This window comes from Methanoculleus sp. UBA208 (assembly GCF_002498065.1).
Taxonomy (GTDB): Archaea; Halobacteriota; Methanomicrobia; order Methanomicrobiales; family Methanoculleaceae; genus Methanoculleus.
On the sequence record NZ_DAFZ01000056.1, the window covers coordinates 13,038 to 32,681 of the forward strand.

Below are 19,644 nucleotides of genomic sequence, written 5' to 3' on the forward strand. Positions count from 1 at the left end.
AGATGCATCGATACGCAAAACTCCTCCTCTATGGCCTGCTGGCGTTTGCCGTCTTTGCCGGGATCAGTTTCATCGTCGGCGGGCGGGTGAACTGGGTGCTCGCGATAGCGACGGCCGTCGGGGTGATGATCGCGTACTTCTTCGCCGCTCTCCGGCAGGGGAGGTGAACGGGATGGCAGCGGGAGTGCGGGCGGAGTGGGAGCGGCTCCGGAGGGTGGCCGTCCACCGGCCGGGGATCGAGATGTTCTTCGGGCTGCTGGACCCCTACGCCGCGCTCTACGAGCGAGCGTTCAGCCGCTACGAGGCCCGCCGGGAGCACGATGCCCTTGTCAGGACCCTCCGCGAGGAGTTCGGGGTCCGGGTCCTGCACCTCAAGGAGACGGTCCTCGATGCCGCCGACCGCAACCCGGCGGTGCGCCGGCGGCTTGTCGATTGGGCGCACGGGACCGTCACCATCCGGGGCGGGAGAAGAGAGGTGGCGGAGGCCCGCCGGAGCATGGAGCAGAACGCCGACGCCCTGGACTCGCTGCATTTCTTCACCCTCCTCCTCTTAAACCCGGTCCTCGAGGTCGGGAGGGGACACCCCCGCCGTGGGGTGGACGTCCGGATCATGGGGCAGGAGCCGCTCGCAAACCTCTACTTCATGCGCGACCAGCAGGCGGTGACCGACTGCGGCCTCGTCGTCGCACGCCCGGCGAAGCGGCAGCGGGCCCGGGAGCCCGAGATCACCCGGTTCCTCTGGGACATCCTCGGCATCCCCATCGCCGGGACGGTGCAGGAGCCGGGGACCTTCGAGGGCGGCGACTTCATGCCGATGGGGAAGTTCGCCCTCGTCGGCACCGGGGACCGGACGAACCGTGCCGGGGTATGCCAGTTCCTCGGCTGCGCCCCGGGGTTCGACGAGATCGGCGTGGTCCGCCAGCCGGGCCACCCGCTCATCCCGGGCGACCGGCCCGACCCGATGGTCGATATGCACCTCGACACCTATTTTAACGTCGCAGGGAGCGGGGTGGTGATCGGTTCGGGCGTTCTCCTCCGGAGGGCGCGCCTCGACGTCTATTGCCGGACGGACGGCGGCTACGAACCGTCGGGCGAGACCGCGACCCTCTACGACTACATCCGGTCGAAGGGGTTCTCCGTGATCGATCTCTCGATCCTGGAGCAGCTCTCCTACGCTGCAAACGTCCTCTGCGTCCGGGATGGAACCATCCTTGCGGTGGAGGGGGAACGGGTGATGCAGACGGTCCTCCTCAATCTGGAGCGGAAGGCCGCCCGCGACCCGCAGCGCTACGGGAGGCTATTACGCCATGCGGAGGAGGATTATCGCCGGATAAAGGACGAGGGACGGTTCTTCCCGCACAAGACGGAGTTCTCCCGGCACGGCATCGAGGTCTGTCCGCTCCACCTCGAGAACCTGACGGGGGGCTACGGCGGCCCCCACTGCATGACCTGCACGCTGGAGCGGGGGTGACGGGATGCCGGAAAAGTCCGTGGTGGTCGCGCTCGGTGGGAACGCCATCCTGCAGCACCGGGAGTCGGGGACGGCCGAAGAGCAGCTCGCAAACGTCAGGAGAGCCTCGCGGCATATCGCAGAGATAGCGAGCGACGGCTACGCCGTCGCCATCACCCACGGGAACGGTCCCCAGGTGGGTGATATCCTCCTCAAGAACGAGCTTGCGAAGGACACCCTCCCGCCGATGCCGCTCGACGTCTGCGGGGCGGAGAGCCAGGGGATGATCGGCTACATGCTCCAGCAGTCGATGCAGGAGGCGCTCGGGGCGGTCGGGCTCGACTGTCCGGTCGCGACGGTGCTCACCCAGGCGCTGGTGGACGGCGACGATCCGGCGTTTAAAAACCCGGAAAAACCAATCGGCCCGTTTTATACGGCGATGCAGGCAAAGAGGCTCGAGAACGAGAAGGGATGGCGAATGGTGCAGATCCCGGGGCAGGGCTACCGGCGGGTGGTCCCCTCGCCGCGCCCGGTCGCCCTCGTGGAAGAGCAGGCAATTGTCCGGCTCTTTTCGGCCGGGGCGGTCGTGATCGCCGCGGGTGGCGGCGGTGTCCCGGTGGTCGCGGACGATGACGGCGTCCTCCGCGGCGTCGAGGCGGTGGTGGACAAAGACTACACCGCGGCCCTTCTCGCCCGGCTCGTCGGCGCCGGCGACCTGCTGATCCTGACAGACGTCGAACGTGTGGCCTTAAACTACGGGCGGCCGGACCAGCAGGAGATCAGCGAGATGACGGTTCGCGAGGCACGGGAGCACCTCGCAGCGGGGCAGTTCCCGCCCGGGACCATGGGACCGAAGATCGAGGCGGCCGTCGGGTTCCTCGATGCCGGCGGAGAGCGGGCAACCATCGCGTCGCTCGAAGAGGCCTCACGAGCCCTCGCCGGGCGGGCCGGGACCCGGATTCGCCCGTAACCGGCTCCCAGCCCCAACGCTTATATACAACGTTCCCGAAGTCCCGCCGGTGATGGAAGGATATGGCGGATAACTTCTGGACGGCTGTCATCGTCGGGTGGCTCGTGGGGCTCATTCTCGGCTTCCTGCTGCCGGTCATCGGACCCCTGATCGGCGGGTTCGTCGCCGGCTGGATGGTCCGGGGCGGAATAGGAAACGGCGCAAAGGCCGGGCTGTTTGCCGGCATCCTCGGTGCCATCGTCATCGCGGTGCTGCTTCTTCTCGGCGGCACGCTTCTCCTCGGGGCGTTCGGGTTCATCGCGGGTCTCGGGACGTCGCTCGTCATCATCGTGGCGGCGTTCGTCTACCAGGGCCTCCTCTCCCTGATCGGCGGCGTCATCGCCGGAGCGATCCGGCGGTAATCGCAGGAACACCGGGGCGGGCGATCCCCCCCCGGCTCTTCTCAACCCGGAGGCGGAGTTGGCGGAAGGCAGGGGCTCATACTGGCTCTCCACGCTTGTGGGATTCATCTTCATGCTCTTCATCAGCCCGTTCTTTCCCGTGGCGGGCCCGATCGCCGGTGGGATTGTCGGCGGCTACCTCGGGCCCCCCGGGGCGGTCAGGGGCGCTCTCGGCGGGCTCCTGGACGGGCTCGTCGTCGCCGCGGTGTTCTCGGTCATCGCCGTCGTCGGGGGGACGGCGTTTCTCGGCCCCGTGGGCACCCTCATCGGCCTCGGGATCGCCGTTCTCCTCTTTGCTCTCGCCCTCTACTTCGGGATCCTCGGCGCCGTCGGCGGTGCGATCGGCGGGGCGCTGAAAGCGTGGATGGTGTCGCGCCGCAACGTTACGGGATGAGGTCCCCGAGCCCCTCCTGGAGCCTTACCGCGATGCGGCAGCGATACATCCAGAGGTAGGCTGCCACCGCCGCGGTCTCGACGATAACGACGTAGGCGACGATATGCCCGATCGATACGTCGTAAAGGACGCCCATCACGACGCTTCCCACGAACCACGCCGTCCCGAATACCGCGCTCACGGCGCCGTAGGCCCGTCCCCTCCGGTCCGCCGCCGTGGACTCCGCGATCGACGCCCGAAGAACAGTCTCGAAGATCCCGATCCCGGCCCCCCAGGCGAGCGATCCCGCGATCGCCACGCCCGGGTTGAGCGAGAAGGCGAGCAGGATCGTCACGGTGCTGAGGACCGGGATGGTGAGGAGAACGTGGGTGCCGATGCGGTCGAAGGCCCGCCCGACGAGCAGCGCCACGGCGACCGAGACCACCATCGCGGATGCGTAGAAGAGGGGGATGGCGGCGTCGGGGATGATCGACTGGGCTTTTAAGTGGAAGGAGATGAGCGGGAAGTTGACGAACCCCGCCATGCCGAGGAAGATGAACGCGGCATACGGCATGATCCCGGGCGGATCGTCCCCGTTCTCCCTGGTCCCCCCGTTTGCCTCCAGGCGTCCCGGTTTCGGTACCGCCGATTGAGCGAGGAAGAGGACCACCGCAATACCGGCGAGAGGGATGCCGAGCAGGAGAAAGCCCGGGGCGTATCCACCGGCGAGGGCCAGGGCGGCAACCATGACCAGCGGGCCGATGACCGCACCGACCTGGTCGAGCGCCTTGTGGACCCCGAACCCCCACCCCCGCCCGACGGCCGTCGTCGCGTGGGAGAGGATCGTGTCCCGCGCCGGCGTCCGGACGGCTTTTCCTATCCGTTCGGCGATGATGAGGACTGCCGCGGTCTCCCAGCGGCCGACGGCGGCGAGGAGCGGGATGGCGGCGAGCAGGCCGTAGCCGATCATCGCCACCTTCCAGTAGCGGCGGCTCTGGCCGACGTAGGCGCCGGTGGCTGACCGCAACGCATACCCTATGAATTCGCCGGAGCCGGCGACCAGCCCGACGACGGCCGCACTTCCCCCGAGGAGGAGGATGTAGGGGCCGGTGACGCTCCGGGCGCCGTTCGAGACCAGGCTCCCGAGAAGACTTGCTGCGCCGAGCAGCAGGATAAGCCGCATCGAGAGGTCGCGGACCTTCTGCCGGGTTTCCGGGGAAGGATCGGGCATATTCCCGGGGGTCTTGGGGGGCCGTTCTCATTAAGTACTGCACGGACGGCGGGAGTGCCCTTAATTGCGCTCGCCGCAAATACCCTCATAGCACACACCCGGGAGGCGATCGGGCTGTCCCGGGAGGCACGAGGGATACCGTGGAGCAGGAAGGCGATCAATCGTATTCGCGCAGGTTCATCCTGATACTGGTCACCATCGCCACGTTCCTGAACCCGTTCACCGGCTCGGCGATCAACCTTGCCCTGCCCGCCATCGGGGCCGAGTTCTCCGCCGACGCCGCCACGCTTGCCTGGATCTCCAGCGCCTACCTCCTCTCGTCGGTCATCTTCCTCCTCCCGGCGGGGAGGCTCGGCGACTCCCGGGGAAAGGTCACCGTTTTTATGATCGGGATCGTGGTCTACACCGTCGGCTCCCTCCTCACCATCTTCACGCCCACGATAGGCCTTCTCCTCGTCTTCCGCTTCGTGCAGGGAATGGGCGGCGCCATGATCTACGCAAACAGCGTGGCCCTGATCACCCACCTCTACCCGCCCGGCGAACGGGGCTACGCGATCGGGCTCAACACCACCGCCGTCTACGCCGGGCTCTCGCTCGGCCCGTTCCTCGGGGGCGCCCTGACCCAGTTCCTCGGCTGGCGGAGCATCTTCATCGTGACCGCGCTCCTCGCCGTCCCGGTCCTCCTCTACGCCGGAAAATTCCCGGCGTTCCTGAACGAGCGGCAGCGCGAGCGCTTCGACGTCGCGGGGCTGGTTCTCTCCTCCGCGCTGATCTTCTGCCTCTTCCTGGGCCTGGCTTCGGCGACCACCGCGGCCGGCGCGGTCCTCCTCGCGGCCTCCCTCCTGCTCGGGGCGGCCTTCTTCCGGGTGGAGCGCCGGCAGCAGAGCCCCCTCCTCCCGGTCTCGCTCCTCGAAAAGAACCGGGTCTTTGCCGCCTCGAACGGCGCCGCCCTGATCAACTACAGCGCCACGTTCGCGGTCGGGTTCCTCCTCTCCCTCTACCTCCAGTACATCCGGGGCTACGAACCCGTCGCCGCGGGCACCCTGCTCCTGGTCCAGCCGATCATCCAGGTCTTCGTCGCCCCGGTGGCGGGCCGCCTGGCCGACCGGATGCAGCCCGGGCACGTCGCCTCGGTGGGGATGGGGCTCTCGGCCGTGGCGCTCCTGGGCTTCTCCATGCTCGGCGAGACTACACCGATCGCCGTGATCCTCGCCCTTCTGGTCCTGCTGGGCGTGGGACTCGGGCTTTTTTCGTCCCCGAACACCACCGCCATCATGGGCTGCGTCGAGAAGCAGTTCTTCGGAAGCGCGTCGGCGATGGTGGCGATGATGCGGTCGCTCGGGATGATGCTGAGCATGGGGGCGGTCCTCGTGGTCTTTGCGGTCATCATGGGATCGACGACCGTCACACCGGCGATATTTCCCGAGTTCCTCATGAGCGTGCGGCTGATCTTCCTCGCCTTTGCGGTCCTCTCGGCCTTCGGGGTCGTCCTGTCGCTCTCCAGGAACAGATGTTGAAGGACGGGGCGGGGCTTTCCGAAATAATCTCCCTGGAGAGAAGAGGAAGCGTTAAAACTCCGGCCGTCCTGTGATCTCTTTGAACGGATGGAACTGGTTATCGGAAAAGACGGCGACCGCGACGTTGCCATCGATGCCCAGGAACTCGTCACGGGCAGGACCTGCGTCATCGCGCAGTCGGGTGCCGGGAAGAGCTGGGGTATCGCGGTTCTCTGCGAGCAGCTTCTGCAGGCGCGGGTGGGGTTCTGCCTCATCGATACGGAGGGGGAGTACTCCTCGCTCAGGGACCGGTTCCCCCTTCTCTGGATCGGTTCCAGCGACGACTGCGACGTGGATATCGGACAGGTAAACCTCCGGGAACTGATGCAGAACGCGATCTGCTCCCGGGCGGCGGTGATCTTCGACGTCTCGGAAGCTGATATGCAGGAACGGGTGGCCTACCTCGCGGAAGTCCTCTACGACCTTGAGAGCGAGTTGAAGCAGCCGTTCCTGCTGATCGTGGAGGAGGCGGACAAGTTCATTCCCCAGTCGGGGGAATCCATCAAGAAGATCGAGGAGATCTCCCGCCGGGGGCGCAAGCGCGGGCTCGGCCTCTTAGTCGCGACCCAGCGCCCGTCGCTCGTGACGAAGAACGTTCTCTCGCAGTGCAACAGTCAGATCCTCGGGAAGCTCTCGATCGAGAACGACTTAAAAGCGGTCACCCTCTTCTTTTCGTCCCGGAAAGAGGCCGGAGAGCTCGCGGAGCTCGAGCCCGGGGAGTTCTTCGTGATGGGCAAACTCTCAGGGGAGATGACGAAGATGCGCTTTGGGGCCCGGCTCTGCGAGCACCGGGGGCTGACGCCCAAACTCGTGCCCGCAGACCCGGTCAGGCCGGCCGAACCGCCCCGGGAAGAACCGTGCGGCGGCAGCCCCCGGGAAGAGCCGGCGGTGCCGCCCGCCGCTACGGATGCCGCGAATACCGCGGATGCCGCGAATGCGGTGGTCCCGGTACTGCTCCGCGAGGAGGCGCTCGATATTGCGAAGGCCAAACGAAAACGCCGGTTCCGGATTCTGGAGCCCGAAGAGCGGATCGTCTCGGGAGAGCGCGTCTACCGGCCGCTGCACCGGGTGGATATCCGCTACATCGGCGGACTTCTCCGGAAGGCGACGAAGACGGCGTCGTTCGTCATTGACGCGCTTACCGGCTGCATCGTCGAGGTGGATCGCGGGCTGAAGGTCAGGCCGGGGTTCTCGGAGCTCCTGGGACTCGAGGAGGCCGCGGTGAAGATCGTTGCAGGGCTCGCGAACGGCGGCTCGACGCTGACCGAGATCGAGGCCGATACCCGCCTTCCGCCCGCCGTGGTGAAGAAGGCGATAAAGAGCCTTGCGGAGGCGAAACTCATCACGGAGATGAAGACGGTGGGCGACACGAAAGTCTACGTGCCCCTGCTTGCAGACGAGGTTCCGGCGTTTTCTGCCCTCCGGCGGGGAGCGGACCTCCCGATGGAGCCGCTCCGGGAGGAGCCCCTCGAGGCGAAGGTCACGGAATCCTCTCTCCGGACCATCCTGAAGGGGCTTGAGCCGACGGCGGAGATCGTCGGGTTCGATACGATCTACTACCCTGTCTACACGATCCGGTTCGCATCGGAGCGCGGGGAACGCTCGATCGTCCTCGACGGCTGCACGGGGAAGGAACTTCTCTTCCCGGTGTCGTGACCGGAGTGCTTATCCTCACGCGGGAGTACAGGAAACGTATGCCCTGCCGCCCTCGCGGCCGGTCGGGCGGAGAGGTGAAGAAGTCATGGATTCATACCGATGCAGCCTCTGCGGCTACGTCTACTTCCCGGCAGTCGGCGACACCGATCACGGCGTCAAGCCCGGAACTGCGTTTGAGGACCTGCCCGACACCTGGAAATGCCCCCGGTGCGGCGCGGCGAAGAGCCGGTTTAAGAAGGTGTGAGGGGCGGGTTCGGAACCTGGCCTCTATTACACTCTTTCTCCTTTCCGGGTTGTCCCCCGGCCCTGGCAGGGATCGGATCGCATAGGGAAAACTATTTCGGTTCTCTGTTCTGAAGTAGTGTATATCACGGCTGCATGGAGGAGAGAGTATGTCGACGCCGTCTGCCCAGAAAAAGAGGATTTACAACCCTGTAACCGGTAAATACTATGAAATCCGGCAGCATTCGAGCAAGTATGGGACTGCCGGCCAGATAAAGGGTTTGTGGAGTTCAAAAAAGAAAAGCCCCTCTAAATAACCATTTCAGGAGGGCACTGATATTTCTGAATCGGTCTGGTTCGTCGATACGAATGTCCTTGCGCACTGGGTGCTCGGTGAGGGCGGTGTCCTGGAATTTCTTTGCGAAAAACTGGAACTTCCCTGCGATTTTTCCAGCGTATATGTTGGACGTTATCAGACTTCGCTGGCATTCGTTGACGAAATCATGCGGCAGCGAAAGAATGGACTGCTGGATGAATTCTATGTGTCAGCACTCGCAACGAACGAACTATTTTCGGCGATTCGGGATGAAGTACGCAGTATTCTCCTATTTAAGGGGGGCATCCCTATTTCACGGTGGCGTGACTCCCGGAACAACCCGCAGATCCCGGAAGATTACTACGAGCAGATTTATGGATTGACCCTTGCCTCGTTCGACATACTCTTTGAGAATCACGGCATCACCATCATCCCGGAATCCTCGCCCTGGGAAGATGACACTTATTGGTCGATATGTTCCTCAATTCTCTTTTTGATTCGGGAATCCAAGACTCAGGATGCGATGTTGCTGACGACTGCAATCCTGAACCGGGCGGACAATTTCGTCACCCTGGATACTCCGCTCATCCGCTCGGCTAGGCAGGTTCTCCACGATGAGTACGGGCTGCACCTGATCAACCCGACAGAGGGGTTACAGGTGCTCAGGGGAGCCCCCTCCTTTTCGCCGGAGAGGTAGGCGCGGCGCACCCTCATAGTCAGGTACTCCATCTCGATCCTGTAGGCGGTGGAGCCCGAGAAGGCCGTCTCCGCGGCGCCGAGGTCTTCGGTCCGGATCGTCCTCTCAAGCGGGTGAACGGCCATCCGGATCACCCTGCCGGCGCCCAGGAGCACCCGGTAGAGGTCCCTGCCGCCGCGAACGCGGCTATCCCGGTGCTGCTCCGCGAGGAGGCCCTTGATATCGCGAGGGAGAATTGGAAACGCCGGTTCATGATCCTGGAGCCCGAAGAGCGGTTCGTCCCGGGAGAGCGGGTCTACCGGTCGCTACATCGGCGGACTTCTCCGGAAGGCAACGAAGACGGCGTCGTTCATCCCCGACGGGCTTGCCGGCAGAAAACTTCATCCCCGAGATCTTGACCGGAGTACTTATCGCCCCCCGGGTACATGGGTGCCGTGCCCCGGTCGACATTGCGGCCGGTCGGGGCGGTGAGGTGAAGGAGATGATGGATTCATACCGGTGCGGACTCTGCGGCTACGTCTACAACCCCAGGGCCGGTGAGCCCGGCCAGGGTATCGAGGCCCGCACAGAGTTTGGAGACCTGCCCGACACCTGGGCATGCTCCCGGTGCGGTGCGGAGAAAAACCTGTTTCGGAAGGTGTAAAGGGCGGGTTCGGGGCCGGACCCCCACAGCACATCTTCTCTTTTAGGAGAGCGTTGTATGGTGTCCTATTCTCCCGGCTGCATAAGCCCCCTCACCCCCACCTGAAGGCCCGGAGTTCCTCCCCGTGGATCTCCCGCCCGGCGAGGTGCTCCATCTCGTGGTCGATCCCGTAGGCGGTGGAGCCCGAGAATTCCATCTCCGCAGCACCGGGGTCTTCGGTCAGGATTGTCCTCTCGAGCGGGTGGACGGTCGTTTTGATCACGTGACGGGCAGCAAGGCGCACCCGGTAGGGCCTTTTTACGAGCAGCCGGGCGGGAGCGCTGCCGCATTTCTCCAGCCGGTGGACCGTCCCCTCCCGGTGCAGGAGGACCGGGTCGACGAAGAGGTAGATCTCCTCGAGCGAGTAGCCGGTCCGGCTCTCTTCGTCGTAGACCGTGGTCTTCGTAACGGCCGATATGGCGGTGAGTCCCTCCGAGGCGTAGCTCCAGTCGCCCCCGTAGCGGAGGGAGAAGAGGAGGGGGACGAGCGCATCGGCGGGTATGCCGAACCGGTCGGCGAGGGCGGTCTCCGCGGCGGCAAAGGCGAGTTCTTCCCGGATATCGTCGGTCTCCATCGGTCGTCCCTGCGGGCGGGACACGGATAAATGCTGTGCCCGCCCCCGCGCACGGTGCGGGGGTCTTCCGTGGCCGCGGCCAGCCACCCGGGCAGACCGTGGGAAACGGTTATTATCGACTCCCGCGTCTACCTGCTCCCTATGAAAGACCTCTTGACCGTTCTGCTGGATATCGAGAAACGGGCCTGGGGGGCTGCCGACACCCGGGACGTGGAATTCTACTGGGATTATCTCGCGCCGGAAGCCCTTGTCGTCACTCCTTTCGCGGTCCTGGACCGGGATGGGATCATCCGGGACCTCACAGAAAACCCCAATGAACTGCCGGCATACACCATCACGGACCCGAAGGTCGTGCCCCTCGGGGAGGAGAGCGCCGTCCTCGTGTATACCGTCTCCCTCGGCGGGCAGATACTCTATGTATCGACGGTGTATGCCTGGAGCGACGGCCGGTGGCGGGCGGCCTTCCACCAGCGGACGCCTGCTTCTCCGGTGGCCACCCCGCCGGATTAACGCCTGCCTGCTTTCGCGGCGGCGATCCGGCTCCGGAGGTCGCGTGCGGCGGCGGTGACATCGTCCTCTCCCACGACCGCCGATATCACCGCGACGCCGTCCGCCCCCGCGGCGATGACGCCGGAGACGTTCCCGGCGGTGATTCCCCCGATCGCGACGAGTGGGAGGGAGACCGCGGCCCGGACCGCCGAGAGCACGGCAAGCCCGTGGCCCGGCCCCGCGTCGCCCTTCGAGGCGGTCGAAAACGTCGGGCTGAGCGCCACGTAGTCGGCCCCTTCCGCCGCGGCCCGGACCGCGGCGGCGACGGACCCCACCGAGGCCCCGATGACGAACCCCGGCGGGGTGAGCCGGCGCACCTCTGCCACGGGGAGGTCGCTTGCGCCGAGGTGGACCCCGTCGGCACCGGACGCGAGGGCCACGTCCAGGCGGTCGTTCACGATAAAGAGCGCGCCGGCGTCCTGGGTGATCTCGCGGACGGCGGAAGCCGCGCGAAGGAGGTCCCGCCCTGAGAGGGTCTTATCGCGGAGCTGGATCGCGTCCGCACCGCCGGCGACGGCCCGACGAGCGAGTTCCGCGTGCGAGAGGCCGCGCCCGATCGTCTCGTCGGTGATCACGTAGAGGTCATATCCCATTATCGCTCCTCGATTCGTGCGTGCCCGGCAAGGTCGCCGGGGGAAAGGCCGGCAAGTTCGTCGAAGAGCGCCGTCCGAAACGTGTAGGGCCCGGCGAAGCCCCCGGCCGCGGCCCGCTCGCCCGCCCGGCCGAATGCCGCGAGCGCCGCGGCCGACGCAACCGCACGGTCGTCGCCGACCGCGACGAACGCCGCCGTGACCGATGCGACCATGCATCCGGTCCCGGAAAGCCGGTCCATCGCCGGGTTGCCGTTTCCGACCAGGTATACATGCGTTCCGTCGGTGACGACGTCGACTGCTCCCGTCATCGCCACCACAGTGCCGGTCGCCCGGGCGCACTCCCGTGCCGTCTCGATGGGGTCGCCCTTGACGCCGCCTGAGTCCACTCCCCGGACGTTCCCGCCGGTTCCGGCAAGGACGCCGATCTCCCCGGCGTTCCCCTTCAGGACGGCGATATCGAGGGTATCAAGGAGTCTTTTTGCGGTCGCGGTCCGGAACTCCGTCGCCCCCGCACCGACCGGATCGAGGACGACCGGGATCCCGAGGTCGTTCGCCCGGCGGCCGGCAATGAGCATCGCATCAACCTGCGCCGCCGAGAGCGTTCCGATGTTCAGGACGAGGGCGCCGGCGCCGGCGACCATCTCGGCGACCTCTTCGGGAGCCTCGGCCATCACCGGGGCAGCCCCGGTAGAGATCGTGATGTTCGCGCAGTCGTTGATCGTGACGCTGTTCGTGATGTGGTGTATGAGCGGCCGCTCCGACCGCACGGCGGCGAGGAGGCCGGCGGGGATCGCGCCGTCCATGAAGCGTGCCGATGAGCCTTCTGTCGTGTTCGGCATAACTATCCTATCTGTTTCTGCGGCAGTTGCATAAAGCCGTCCGCCCGGCATCCGCGAGTCTCACCTATTTATACGATCGCCGCACAGGGTCGCGCACCCTGTCTCCCGGAGAGCGCGGAAGGCCGTGGCCGGGAGGTATCGAAGTGAGCCCATGGAGCGAATCTTCGAATTTCCCTCGCTCGAAGCCGCCAGGCAGTTTACCGAAGATACGCGGCCGGCCGGGTGGCTGGTGGAGTACCCCGCGGGGGCGGTCGCCCGGATCTTCACCCGGCGGATGGCGGGAGCGACGGTTGCCGGGATTATCGTCGGTTGTATCGTCCTCGGCCTGGTCGGATGGCTCGCCGATACCGGCCTCTCCGCCCTCGACCGGCTCGAACCCCTCTTCGCCGCCCCATACGGGACGGTGACGGTGCTCTTTGCGACCGTCGGCGCCGCGCTCGGCGGTCTTGCCGGCACCCTCGCGACGCTTGAAGCGGCCCCGGTGCCGCCCGCGGGCGAGCCGGTCCGGGTGACCGTGCGGGGCGAGGGCGGCACGGAGCAGCTTATGCGGTTTGCGCGGCGGTACGGCGGAACACCGGTCATGACTCCCCGGGAGCCGCAGGAAGGGGGAGGGCACGGGCATGATCCCGGGCAGCTGACCCCGCTCCGCCTGGCTGCATGGGTCGCGCTCATCGTGGTCGCCGGGATCATCCTCGCCGCGACCTCCTACATCTGGATCCTCTCGGCCGCCTACGGCCCCGGCTCCGACCAGGAGACCCGGGTCGGCTGGACCCTCAAAAACGCCCAGCGGATACCGGGCGATACCCCGGAGGCGGCCGGCGCGTCGATGGCGGAGATCCTTGCGGGTGCTACGATGCCCGCGCCCGCCGATCCGCTCGCCGCGGCCCTCCTTGCCCCGGTTGCGGCCCGGGAGGGAAGGACGCTCGTCTACGGGGGTGCGGCCGCCCCTCCCGACCTCGACGCCCTCACCCTCCAGGGGCTCGAGCGGCTGGCGGATAGCCGGGACGTTGTTGTCGTCGCCCGCGAAGAGCCCGCATACGCCATGCCGGCCGCATACGCCGCGGCGCAGTTCGGAGCCCCGGTGGTCGTGCTCGACGGGAACGGCGGGGTCCCCGGTGCCGTGCGGGACGCCCTCGCCGCCGGGGGAGAGCGGCGGTTCTTCGTCGCCGCGCCGTCCCGGCTGGTTCCCGACGAAACGCTCGGCGCCCTCCGGGAGTACGGCACGGCCGAGCGGGTGGCCGCCGAGAACATATACCTTCACGCGCTGACCTGGGCCCGGAACCGGTGGGACGACTTCGGGTGGGGGATGCAGGAAACCTTCGAGGACGACGGCTACTACTACTACTACGCGATGGCGAACCCGGCCGACCCCGGGTTTGCCGCCGCGGGGCTGCCGATGGCTTATTCGGGCAACTACGGCCCGCTCCTCTATACCCCGCGCGACGACCTCGACCCGCTGACCGACCAGTATCTCTGGCGGGTCTCGCCCGATTTCTTCGTCTCCCCCGCCGACGGGCCGTTCATGAACGTCCGGGTCCTCGGCAGCCCGGAGAGCGTCAGCTACGCCGCCCAGGCCCGGGCGGACCTCGCCCTCGAGACCCACGAGTACTGGAACCAGGTGACCGGTGCGAGCGGCCTTGCCCTCCTTGGCTGGTCGTGGTTCTTCGTCGGCGCCATAGGTGCCGTCTGGGCACTCTTCGTGATGCCGGCCCGCCTGCCTGCCGTCGGGTTTTACCCGCGGCTCTACTGGCCGCTTGCGATCCTGATGCTCGGCCCCGCCGGGATCCTGGCGTTCTTCGGCGCCTACAGCGGCGCCCTCGTCACCCGTTCCGGGCCGATGCCCCGGTTCCTCCGCCCGCCCTGGTCGCGTGCGCTCTCGGCGACGATCATGGGGATCTCGGTCGGCATGGCGCTGATGGTCGCCTCGATGTGGGCGGTCCAGCTCGCGCTCGGCATGCCCCTCTCGACCGCCTTCGCCTACACCTGGTGGTACTGGCTCGGCGCTCCCATGTCGACCGCCATGTGGTGGGTGATGGTCGTCCCCGCGATCGTCTTCTCGACTCTCCTCTACATGGGGCCGATGATGGCCGAGCAGCACGGGTCGGGCTACCTCTCCGGGGTCCGCCGGGCCGCGCCGGTGGTGATCGTCTCGATGCTTGCGGCGTCGGCCGGGATGTGGGGGGCGGCCTGGTATCTGATGGCCTGGCAGGACCAGATGGCGGCCGAGGACCTCTGGCTCTGGATCGTCCCCATCTGGGCTGCAGTCGTCGTCGGGCTGGTTACGGCATACGTCCCGAACTACCTGATGGTGAAGGCGGGCTGGAAGGAGGGGGGTATGTGATGCGGGCAAAACCCGTCTACACCCTCGCGGGCGTCATCGTCGTGATGCTCGTCGTGCTCGCTCCTCTCGTCGCAGAGTTCGGCTCCGGCGGGGAGGGGATGACGGCGAGCACGACAGAGAACCGGGAACACCTGGAGTTGACCGGGACGATGGGGAGGCTCTCCGGGGAGGATCATATCCGGACGGCGGTCGTCTACGCCCAGACGGTCTACGCCGCGGCCCAGGACAAGGACCGGCCGGGTGCGGTGATCCTGGTCCGTGACGACGACGAGGCGACGGCGCTCGCCACCACCCGGCTGCAGCACTTCCCGGTGAACGCCCCCCTCCTCTACGTGACCGATAACGGCACACAGGTTCCGGAGGCGACGATGGAAGAGCTCCACCGGCTCGAACCGGAAGGGGTGATGATGGACAACAACGTCCAGGTCTACGTCGTTGGTGACATAAGCGAGGACGTCGCCCGCCGGGTGGAGAGCGAACTCGGGTACGCCGTCCGCCGCCTCTACGCTCCCGACCCGGTCACGTATACCGAGGTGCTCGACGAGTTCGTGGCGACGATGGAGTCGAACCACCGCGACGTGGTGCTCGTCGCCTCGACCGAAGCGCCGGCATACGCCTACCCGGCGGCGAGCTGGAACACCCATATGGGGCAGGGGTTTGCGTTCGTCACGCCCGGGGGGGTGCCGGGCGAGACACGGCGGATCCTCGCGCGGAGCTGGCCGAACTACCCCTACATCTACGTCTTCGCCCCTGAATCGGTGGTGGGGCAGGACGTCATGGCCGAGCTCGCGAAATACGGACACGTCCAGCGGATCCCGGGCGAGACGCCGGAGGAGATGGCTGTCCGGTGGGCCGGCTACAAGGACAGCGGGCTCCGGGTGACCTGGTGGGTGAGCTTCCGGCCCCGGAGCGTGGGCTGGGGGTACGCCGAGCCGGGGCACAACATCCTCCTTGCGAGCCCTGATGACTGGCGGGTGCTCGTGCCGGGCGGCGTCCTCTCGCACATGGGCAAGCACGCCTTCCTCGTCCTCACCGGGCCGGACGGCACCCTCCCCGATGCCGCCCGCTCGTACCTGGAGGTGATCCGGCCGACCCGGACCTACCCGAACCAGCAGGTCTTCAACTACGGCTGGGTGCTCGGCGAGGGGGTGCCGGACGAGACGATGCGGGAGGCAAGCGAGCTGCTCGGCGTGGCCGGAACCGGGCCGGGATCGTGACCTTCCGGCTCAATCCCGCTCATGACGCCGGAGGAACTCGCGGACCATCCGGGACTCCACCCATCCCCGGTCAAGCTGCCTGATGTACTCGTTGATCCGTTCGACCTGTTCGCGGATGATCGCCGCCGTCTCCGCATCATCCAGCAGATCCGCTCTCCCCAGGGTCACCTGAAGGGGCTGGCGTATGTGATCGCCGAGGACGGCGAACTGCTCGATGTTCCGCTCGATCTGCTCGAACGCCTGGCGGTTAAGCTGCTCGTTCTGTTTCCGTTCCGTGATGTCCCTGCCGGCCGCCTGGACGCCGACCACTTTTCCATGCTCCACGATCGGCGATTCGTTCAGCTCGACGAACGCCGTCGTCCCGTCCTTGCGGCGGAACTCGACCTCGAGCCCCTCGACCGGCTCGCCCCGGGCTAACTTCTTCTGTGCCGCCTTCCACGCGGCGAGGGAGAGGGGACTGACATAGTCCCGGCATTTTTGGCCGGTGAGTTCGGCGGGCGTGTGGCCGAGGATGCGGGTCACGGCCGGAGACATATAGGCAATCCCGCTCTCGTGGTAGCAGGTATAGATCATGTCGAAGCTCCGCTGCGCTATCTCGCGGAACTTCTCCTCGCTCTCTTCGAGCGCCTCTTCGGCCACTTTTCGCTCGATTCCCTGTGCCAGGACGTTTGCTGCCGCCTGGACGAAGTTGATGTCGTCCCGGGTGAACCTGCGGCGCGTCCGGGTGTGGGCGCCGAGCACCCCGTACGGCGCCTCGTCACCCTGGATGATGACGCTGATGCCGCTCCTGATCCCCTCGTCCCGGAGGAGCGCCGGGCCCCGGAACCGTTTCTCTGCCCGGAGGTCTTCGACGATCACCGGCTCGTGGGAGAGAAGGGTACCCCGCCTGGGAATCGTTATCCCCCTCCACCCTCCTCGTGCCGACCAGGGCTCCGTCGAACCCTACCGCCGCCTCGAGCAGGAATGTGTCCTCGTCGGGGAGGTATCGCAGCACTTTGGCGTAATCGACTTCCAGGTGCTCGGTCACCACGCGGACCACGGCATTCATCAGTTCGGGGGGCTCTGCCCCCTCGAGAGCGAGCCGACCCAGCGCCGTGATGGCCGCCTGCTGCGCCGCCCGGACGGCGGTGAGCCGCTCGGCCTGTTTTCTCGCCGTGATGTCGAGGTTGATCCCGGCCCAGAGGACGATCCTGCCGGTTTCGTCCCTGACCTGACCTCCCCGGGAGAGGATGGTGCGGCATTCCCCGTCGGGGTCCGGAACCCTGAGCTCGCGATCCCACCGGCACCCTGTATCGAGGCACCGTCTCCAGTCGGCGCGCACTGCCGCAGCATCTTCGAGCGGGATGCACTCCAGCCATCCCGCTTGCCGGCACTCTTCGAGCGTCCTCCCCACGAGGTCGAGGAACGAGGCGGAGAGATAGAGTGCAGCGCCGTCCGGTTCACAGACCCAGATGCCGTAAGGCACCAGCTCCCCGACGGCGGCAAAGACCGACTCGGCCCCGAGCCGTGCCCTCGCAGCCCACGCGCTCCGCACCGCCTCGTCACGTTCGGGGGTTATGTCCCGGAACCGGGCAAGCACCATCCCGGCGTAGGGCTCGCCGGTCATCACCCGGCACGAGAAGGAGAACCGGCGCACCTCACCGGTGGAGGTCCGCATCCGGCAGGCGGCATGCGCGACCTCCCGCCGGCACCGGAGCGCCTCAAGCATCCGTTCGGCAGTATCTTCCTCCTCGATGAGCGGCGCGAGGTGGCGGGCGATGAGGTCGCCTGTCTTCATGCCGTGGGCTGCTTCACTGCTGACCCCGAACGTCTCCCGAAACGATCGGTTCAGCCGCGTAACGGTGTTGTCCCGGTCAAGAATAAGGACAGCATCGTCCAGTTCGTCAAAGCAGCGGTACACTGTGGCCCTCCGTGGCCGGCATATGGGGAACCCGGAGTCCGGGTTCCGCATGTCAGGTAGTATAGTACCTGTTCATGAACCTAGTTCTTTTCGGAATCCCTGCATTCGTGGCGATACAGGGAACGCGGGTAGAACTCTGGAGAATAGCGCTCTGCAGATACGGGCCTTCCCTATGACGAAGCGACGTCGCAGGGTCGCGTCGGGCTTCCGGTGCGAAACCCCGAAGTTCCCGGGTCTGCATTAAAACGCAGTGACGAAGAGTGGGAACAGGCGACCCGGTTTTTCCTCGATAGGATCCCCGAAGGCATGCTGGTGCGGATCTTCGAGGAGGTCCGTAATGACCCCGATTGGCTGATTACGCACCGTTTCGGGATCGGCATGGGGGTCCGGAACCTCCTGCCCGCCGGCGTGATAACATTGTCGTCGGAAGATGCCGTATTTAAGAAAAATGCGGCATACATCGATTTATATCGTGAAAATCGGATCCTGTATTGCGGACAATCGTTTCCGTTACAATTAATACAACCCTCAGTGTATTCACTTGCATAATCTAAATTGGAGTTTACTTTTTCCGATGTCCACGCCCCAAGGAACTGCTCGGACGGGACCCGATCCCACCAGACGCGACAAAGAGACGCAGGATATTTCTGCCGAAGTAGAGCGGCTCGTTCGCGAGCGGACTGCCGAACTCCTGGAAGAGAATGAAGCGCTTCGGCAAGAGGTCGGTGAACTCAAGCAGGCCGGAGACGTGCTGAAAAAGGCCTATACCGAGCTCGATGACCGGGTCGGGAAACGGACGGCTGAACTGGAGCGTGCCAATGCCCGGCTCCTGGTCGAGATCGAGGAGCGCAAGCGAACCGAAGAAGTCCTCCGGGAAAGCAGGGAACGGTTCATAGCATTCATGGATAACAGCCCCGCAGGCGCCTGGATGAAAGACGAACAGGGGCGCCTCGTATATATAAACAAAGCCTTAGAGGCCCGTTTCAAAGCCCGACTCCAGGAATGGCGGGGTAAGACGGACTTTGAACTATGGCCCCTGCATGTCGCCGAGCGGTTCCGGGAGAATGACCTGACCGTCCTCAAGGAAGGCCGGGTCATCGAGGTCCTGGAAGAGACGCCCGACCTGGAGAGAGGTGGTTCTACCTACTGGTGGAACTTCAAGTTTCCCTTCCAGGACGTTTCGGGTAAAACGTATGTGGGGGGCATCGGGATCGATATCACCGCCTGGAAGCGGGCCGAGGCGGCATTGCAGGAGAGCGAAGAGAAGTACCGGAACCTCGTAGAACTCGCGCCGGAGCCGATTGTGGTCCATAGTCAGGGTAAAATTGTCTACGCCAATCCTCCCTGCGTCGCGCTCTTCGGTGCAGAGAGACGCGAGGATCTCATCGGTAAACCGACCCTCCAGTTTGTCCATCCGGACGACCATGAAGTAGTCAAAGGACGTATCCGCCGGATGGCGGAAAAGGGTACGACCGCGCCTCTGATCATAGAGAGGTTCGTTAAACTCGACGGTCAGGTCATCGACGTCGAAGTCGTTGCTACCCCGATAATGTATGAAAACCTGCCTTCAGTGATGGTCCTCTTCCGGGACATCACCGAGCGCAAGAAGGCGGAAGAGAGCCTGAAAGAGAGCGAGGGGAAGATCCGATCGATCCTGGACAGATCTCTGGACGCCCTGTACCGGCGAAATCTGCTGACAGGTCGTAGCGAGTACTATAGTGCTGCTATAGAGCAGATCACGGGCTTTACCGTGCAAGAAACGTTAGCCATGACCGTGGATGAAATTCTTGAGCGCGTGCACCCCGACGACCGTCCTGGGGTCATGGCTGAAAAGATAAACGTCTTATCCACGGCTACAGGAGGTACGGTCGATTATCGGTTCCTCTGCAAGAACGGCACGTACAGGTGGGTTTCCGATCGGTTCAGAATAACCTATGGTGCGGAAGGCAAACCCCTCTTTCGGGAAGGCATCATTCGCGATATCACTGAGCCCAAGCAGGCTGAGGCGACGCTCCGTGCCGTCATGGAAAGAGAGCAT

Annotated in this window: 21 protein-coding genes; 15 read left to right on the forward strand and 6 right to left on the reverse strand. The window is 65.5% G+C overall.

The window, feature by feature from the left end; translation table 11 throughout:
* Window positions 1–2 precede the first annotated feature (2 nt).
* From BRA62_RS05865 to BRA62_RS05885, 5 genes are all read left to right on the forward strand, one after another.
* Window positions 3–167, forward strand: coding sequence for a hypothetical protein (locus BRA62_RS05865; protein WP_292365642.1), 165 nt, complete (start codon window positions 3–5; stop codon window positions 165–167).
* 5 nt (window positions 168–172) lie between these two features.
* A complete protein-coding gene (locus BRA62_RS05870) occupies window positions 173–1,471 on the forward strand; it encodes an arginine deiminase family protein (RefSeq protein WP_292365643.1) in 1,299 nt (432 codons plus the stop codon).
* Window positions 1,472–1,475: 4 nt separating this feature from the next.
* Entirely contained in the window at window positions 1,476–2,420 is a 945-nt protein-coding gene (gene arcC / locus BRA62_RS05875) for a carbamate kinase (protein ID WP_292365644.1), read from the forward strand.
* Window positions 2,421–2,482: 62 nt separating this feature from the next.
* A complete protein-coding gene (locus BRA62_RS05880; RefSeq protein ID WP_292365645.1) occupies window positions 2,483–2,821 on the forward strand; it encodes a DUF5518 domain-containing protein in 339 nt (112 codons plus the stop codon).
* Between the two features lie 58 nt (window positions 2,822–2,879).
* A complete protein-coding gene (locus tag BRA62_RS05885; protein WP_292365646.1) occupies window positions 2,880–3,254 on the forward strand; it encodes a DUF5518 domain-containing protein in 375 nt (124 codons plus the stop codon).
* On the opposite strand, the gene BRA62_RS05890 is transcribed toward BRA62_RS05885, so the two are convergent.
* Complete coding sequence (locus BRA62_RS05890; protein ID WP_292365647.1) at window positions 3,244–4,464, reverse strand: MFS transporter; 1,221 nt, start codon at window positions 4,462–4,464, stop codon at window positions 3,244–3,246. The two genes, BRA62_RS05885 and BRA62_RS05890, sit on opposite strands and share 11 nt — an antisense overlap.
* 140 nt (window positions 4,465–4,604) lie before the next feature.
* Between BRA62_RS05890 and BRA62_RS05895 the strand changes: the two genes are divergently transcribed.
* The 6 genes from BRA62_RS05895 to BRA62_RS05920 all read left to right on the forward strand — a co-directional run bounded on the left by BRA62_RS05895 (window position 4,605) and on the right by BRA62_RS05920 (window position 9,554).
* Window positions 4,605–5,981 carry an MFS transporter gene (locus BRA62_RS05895; protein ID WP_292365648.1) on the forward strand — a complete coding sequence of 459 codons (1,377 nt, stop codon included), beginning with the start codon at window positions 4,605–4,607 and terminating at the stop codon, window positions 5,979–5,981.
* Window positions 5,982–6,068: 87 nt separating this feature from the next.
* Window positions 6,069–7,676 carry an ATP-binding protein gene (locus tag BRA62_RS05900; protein ID WP_292365649.1) on the forward strand — a complete coding sequence of 536 codons (1,608 nt, stop codon included), beginning with the start codon at window positions 6,069–6,071 and terminating at the stop codon, window positions 7,674–7,676.
* A gap of 85 nt (window positions 7,677–7,761) precedes the next feature.
* Complete coding sequence (locus BRA62_RS05905) at window positions 7,762–7,920, forward strand: rubredoxin (RefSeq protein ID WP_292365650.1); 159 nt, start codon at window positions 7,762–7,764, stop codon at window positions 7,918–7,920.
* A gap of 364 nt (window positions 7,921–8,284) precedes the next feature.
* Window positions 8,285–8,911 carry a hypothetical protein gene (locus tag BRA62_RS05910; protein ID WP_292365651.1) on the forward strand — a complete coding sequence of 209 codons (627 nt, stop codon included), beginning with the start codon at window positions 8,285–8,287 and terminating at the stop codon, window positions 8,909–8,911.
* A gap of 113 nt (window positions 8,912–9,024) precedes the next feature.
* Entirely contained in the window at window positions 9,025–9,309 is a 285-nt protein-coding gene (locus tag BRA62_RS05915; protein ID WP_292365652.1) for a hypothetical protein, read from the forward strand.
* Window positions 9,310–9,392: 83 nt separating this feature from the next.
* Window positions 9,393–9,554 (forward strand): rubredoxin, encoded by a 162-nt coding sequence (locus tag BRA62_RS05920; RefSeq protein ID WP_331519554.1) that lies wholly within the window; start codon window positions 9,393–9,395, stop codon window positions 9,552–9,554.
* Between the two features lie 91 nt (window positions 9,555–9,645).
* Here the strand turns inward: BRA62_RS05920 and BRA62_RS05925 are convergent, their stop codons facing one another.
* The gene (locus tag BRA62_RS05925) at window positions 9,646–10,167 is read right to left on the reverse strand and encodes a hypothetical protein (protein WP_292365653.1); all 522 of its coding nucleotides are present in this window, start codon (window positions 10,165–10,167) and stop codon (window positions 9,646–9,648) included.
* A gap of 141 nt (window positions 10,168–10,308) precedes the next feature.
* Here BRA62_RS05925 and BRA62_RS05930 point away from each other — a divergent pair, with 141 nt between their 5' ends.
* The gene (locus BRA62_RS05930; RefSeq protein ID WP_292365654.1) at window positions 10,309–10,677 is read left to right on the forward strand and encodes a nuclear transport factor 2 family protein; all 369 of its coding nucleotides are present in this window, start codon (window positions 10,309–10,311) and stop codon (window positions 10,675–10,677) included.
* Here the strand turns inward: BRA62_RS05930 and thiE are convergent.
* Both thiE and thiM read right to left on the reverse strand, forming a co-directional pair.
* Window positions 10,674–11,309, reverse strand: coding sequence for a thiamine phosphate synthase (thiE, locus tag BRA62_RS05935; protein WP_292365655.1), 636 nt, complete (start codon window positions 11,307–11,309; stop codon window positions 10,674–10,676). The two genes, BRA62_RS05930 and thiE, sit on opposite strands and share 4 nt — an antisense overlap.
* A complete protein-coding gene (thiM, locus tag BRA62_RS05940; protein ID WP_292365656.1) occupies window positions 11,309–12,148 on the reverse strand; it encodes a hydroxyethylthiazole kinase in 840 nt (279 codons plus the stop codon). Before thiM ends, thiE begins: the two co-directional genes overlap by 1 nt.
* Window positions 12,149–12,299: 151 nt before the next feature.
* On the opposite strand from thiM, the gene BRA62_RS05945 reads away from it, so the two are divergent.
* A complete protein-coding gene (locus BRA62_RS05945) occupies window positions 12,300–14,489 on the forward strand; it encodes a DUF4396 domain-containing protein (RefSeq protein ID WP_292365657.1) in 2,190 nt (729 codons plus the stop codon).
* Window positions 14,489–15,706, forward strand: a complete 1,218-nt coding sequence (locus BRA62_RS05950; protein ID WP_292365658.1) for a cell wall-binding repeat-containing protein — start codon at window positions 14,489–14,491, stop codon at window positions 15,704–15,706. The genes BRA62_RS05945 and BRA62_RS05950 overlap by 1 nt, the downstream gene beginning before the upstream one ends.
* A 9-nt stretch (window positions 15,707–15,715) precedes the next feature.
* Here BRA62_RS05950 and BRA62_RS05955 read toward each other — a convergent pair whose 3' ends face one another.
* Entirely contained in the window at window positions 15,716–16,564 is an 849-nt protein-coding gene (locus tag BRA62_RS05955; protein ID WP_292365659.1) for a PAS domain S-box protein, read from the reverse strand.
* The gene (locus BRA62_RS05960; RefSeq protein ID WP_292365660.1) at window positions 16,464–17,606 is read right to left on the reverse strand and encodes a PAS domain-containing protein; all 1,143 of its coding nucleotides are present in this window, start codon (window positions 17,604–17,606) and stop codon (window positions 16,464–16,466) included. Before BRA62_RS05960 ends, BRA62_RS05955 begins: the two co-directional genes overlap by 101 nt.
* A gap of 574 nt (window positions 17,607–18,180) precedes the next feature.
* On the opposite strand from BRA62_RS05960, the gene BRA62_RS05965 reads away from it, so the two are divergent.
* Window positions 18,181–19,644: PAS domain S-box protein (locus tag BRA62_RS05965; protein WP_292365661.1), on the forward strand; the 1,464-nt coding region annotated here is incomplete at its 3' end.